Genomic DNA, 3,611 nt, shown 5'->3' on the forward strand with positions numbered 1-3,611 from the left:
GGAGGCCGGGGCTCCGGGCGGCGGGGTGTGCGCGCCCGCGTCGTAGGAGGGCGGGGCGCCCGGCGGGGGCGTGTGCGGGCCCCCGTCGTAGGAGGCGGGGAGGCCGGGGGGCGGCGTGTGCGGGCCGCCCGGGAGCGGCGAGATGAACTGGGTGGCCTGCGCGTCGGGGTGCTGCCCGTCGCCGCCGCCCGCCGGCGGGAAGTGCGGTATGAACTGCGTGGCCTGCGCGTCCGCCCCGCCCGCCGGTGCACCACCGCCCGGCAGGGGAGGCAGGAACTGCGTCGCGTCGCCGCCGTGCCCCTGGGCCTCCGCGGGCAGCGGCTGCGCGCCGCCGTAGCCGTAGCCCGGGGCGGGGTCGTACGACTGGCCGTAGTCCGGCGCGTAGCCCTGGTGGCCACCCTGGTCCTGGTGGCCCGGATAGTCCTGATGGCCGGGAAGGTCCTGCCCGTCCTGCGGGTCCTGGTACGCGGGCAGGGGCGTGCCCCCGGGACCCCGGCCGTCGTCCGCCGGGCCCCAGGGCTGCCCCCATGGCTGCCCGTCGGCAGGCGTGACCTGTTCATTCCCTTGCCTGCGGTGCGTCACCAGGACTCCAACGTGTGGAACGTGCGGACCTTCGGTATCAACGGTTCACGCTACCGGGTGAATCCCGCGCTCTGCCACGCGTCCCGCCCGACGTGACGAACGCCCCGTCAGGCCGCGCCGCTCACCCGCGCCGCGCGGGGCGCCCCACGCCCGCACCGTCCGCCTCACACTGGCTCCCTGACGCCCCTGCCGTCGACGTGCGCCGCGAACTGCCTGACCGCGGACTCGTTCCCGTACGGTTCGAGCCGCACGCGCAGGTCGTCCAGGTATTCGGTGCCCCGGCTGGAGCGCAGCGTGCCGAGGAGTTCGGCCGCCTCCGCGCCCGTCCGGCACGCCTCCTCCACCTCGCGCTGCTGGACCTGCGCGGCCGCGAGGACGACCATGCCGATCGCCCGGCGCCTCGCGCGCGTGGGCGGATGCCCGTCGAGCGCGTCGCGCGCGTGCTGCGCCGCGGCCTCCGGGCGGCCCAGGTCCCGGTAGCAGTGCGCCAGTTCGTCCGAGAGGTACGCCTGGTCGAAGTGGGCGATCCAGTCGGGGTCGTCGGCCGGGTCGCCGCCCGCCCGGTCCAGCGCGGTCTGCGCCTTGTTCGCGACCTCCTGGCACATGTGCGAGTCGCCCATGAGCGCGTGGCCGCGGGCCTCGGCCGCGTAGAACATCGCCAGGGCGCGCTCCGGCACGTGCCCCCGTGCGCCCTCCTGCGCCGCACGCGCCAACTGGGCGATCTCGCGCGGGTTTCCGAGCTGCGCGGCGAGGTGGCTCATGGACGCGGCGAGCACGTAGCCGCCGTAGCCCCGGTCCCCGGCCGCCTGGGCGAGGCGCAGGGCCTGGATGTAGTAGCGCTGCGCCAGGCCGGGCTGGCCGGTGTCGACGGCCATGTACCCGGCGAGTTCCGTGAGGCGGGCGACCGCGGCGAACAGCCGGCGCCCGACGGCGTCCCGGTACGAGCCGGCGAGCAGCCCCGACACGACGCTGTTGAGGTAGTGCACGACGACGGGCCGCACGTGCCCGCTGCCGAAGCGGTGGTCGAGGTTGTTGAGGGCGCTCGTCATCGCCTCCACGGCGTCCACGTCGCTGTCCCCGACGCGCGCGCCCGCCGACCGCTCGACGGCCGCGTCCGCGCCGGTGATCAGCCAGTCCCTGCTGGGTTCGACGAGCGCGGACGAGGCGACGGACGAGCCGGTCAGGAAGTCCCGCCGCCCGACGTCGCTGCGCCACAGCTCGCAGACCTGCTCGATCGCCCCGACGACCGTCGGCGCGAACTGGAGGCCCACCCCGGACGCGAGGTGCTTGCCGTTGGCCATGCCGATCTCGTCGATCGTGACCGTGCGGCCGAGCTTGCGGCCGAGCGCCTCCGCGATGATGCCGGGCGCGCGCCCGCGCGGCTGCTGGCCGCGCAGCCAGCGTGCGACGGACGTCTTGTCGTAGCGCAGGTCGAGGCCGCGCTCGTGGCCGACCATGTTGACCCGCCGGGCGAGGCCCGCGTTGGAGCACGCCGCTTCCTGGATGAGCGCCTGGAGCCGTTCGTTCGGCTGGCGCGCGACGAGAGGTCTGGCTGCCAATGAAACCCCCTGTGGTCGCAGTGATCATTTCCGTCACACTGCCCTGCTGGTATGCGGAGAATGCGAAAGTTCAGCGTTATTGGTGATGTTCGCGCTGTTCACCGGGTGTGTCGGCAGGGGTGCCTGGCATGCTGCGGCGACCGGTCCGCCCTGCGGCGGCCCGCCCCTTCGCCATGCCGTGTGCGCTCCGTGCCGGTTCCCCCGCACAGGGTTACCCGTTCGCCGGGCGCGGCCCGGCGCGCGCCCCCGGCAGTGCACCGGTGCGCCCCGGATGCCCGATCCGGCCTTTCCGCGAGCCGGGGCGCACGCCCGTAACCCGCGGTGGCGGCGGGAGTTGTGCTGTGCGTGGAAGAGAGCATCGGTGTCCAGGACGCCACCCCCATCCCCCGGCAGCGCACGGAACTCCCGCTCGAGAGCGCGGTGATGTATGCCGAGGAGCGGCACTGGGACGTGTTCCCGGGCACCTGGCTGGAGGCGGCGCAGGGTACGGAGACGTGCTCCTGCAAGAGCGCCGACTGCCCCGCGCCCGGCGCGCACCCCGCACGGCCCGACTGGGCGGCCGAGGCGACCGGCAGCGGCAGCGCCGCGCGCCGGCTGTGGGAGCTGCACCCGCGTGCGTCGGTCCTGCTGCCCACGGGGCGGGCGTTCGACGTGCTGGAGGTCGCGGAGTCGGCCGGCTTCCTCGCGCTCGCGCGCATGGAGCGCATGCACGTGACGCTGGGGCCCGTGGCGTGCACGCCCGATCGGCGCATGCTGTTCTTCGTGCTCCCCGGCGGCGCGGCGAAGGCCGGGGACCTCGTGCGGGCCGCTGGCTGGTCGCCCGCCTCGCTGGACCTGATCGCCCGGGGCGAGGGCCACTACGTGCCGGCGCCGCCGACCCGCGTCGGCGGGATGGGCGCCGTGCAGTGGGCGCGCCGGCCGACCCGGGCGAACCGCTGGCTGCCGGACGCCGACGAGATGATCAGCCCGCTCGCGTACGCCTGCGGGCAGGAGGCACCGGGCGCTTGAGCACCGGCGGTCCGGCGCGGGTCCCGGCCCGGCGGCGCGGCTGCCGGGCTCCCGCGACTGCCGCACGGCGAAGGCGCGGCGGTCGCCCGCGGGCGGGCCGTACCGGCTCGGCCCGTCGTGCAGACGCCCGCACGCGCCGCCGCGGTGGAGGCCGTCTCCACCCCGGGGTGCATCCGGCCCGGCCCGCTCCGCCCGGCCTCTCCCCCTCGAAGGCGATGACCCGGCGGGGCGGCGCCCCCTACGCTGGGCCGTTCACACGGGGTGAACCACGTACGGGGAGCAGGTGCGGCAGCATGCGGGAGAAGGAGACACAGCCGGAGCCGGGGAACGCGGAGCCGGGGGGACCGGCGAAGGCACGGCAGGAGGCCACGACCGGACCCCGGCCGGCACGGCGGGCGCACGCGCACTCCGGGCAGGCGGCGGACGCGGGGACCGGGGCGGCGCGGCCCGGCGAGGCGGCCG

2 protein-coding genes and 1 pseudogene are annotated in these 3,611 nt (G+C 76.2%); 1 reads left to right on the forward strand and 2 read right to left on the reverse strand.

Translation table 11 applies throughout. The features are described from left to right. Positions 1-582: pseudogene (locus L1885_RS25400) on the reverse strand (hypothetical protein); the annotation flags it as partial. A gap of 164 nt (positions 583-746) precedes the next feature. Next, complete coding sequence (locus L1885_RS25405; RefSeq protein WP_235799505.1) at positions 747-2,141, reverse strand: NsdA family TPR-like regulatory protein; 1,395 nt, start codon at positions 2,139-2,141, stop codon at positions 747-749. Between the two features lie 336 nt (positions 2,142-2,477). On the opposite strand from L1885_RS25405, the gene L1885_RS25410 reads away from it, so the two are divergent. Then, the gene (locus L1885_RS25410; protein ID WP_235799506.1) at positions 2,478-3,149 is read left to right on the forward strand and encodes a bifunctional DNA primase/polymerase; all 672 of its coding nucleotides are present in this window, start codon (positions 2,478-2,480) and stop codon (positions 3,147-3,149) included. The last annotated feature ends 462 nt before the right edge of the window (positions 3,150-3,611 follow it).

It is taken from the genome of Streptomyces fuscigenes (assembly GCF_021556455.1).
Taxonomy (GTDB): Bacteria; Actinomycetota; Actinomycetes; order Streptomycetales; family Streptomycetaceae; genus Streptomyces; species Streptomyces fuscigenes.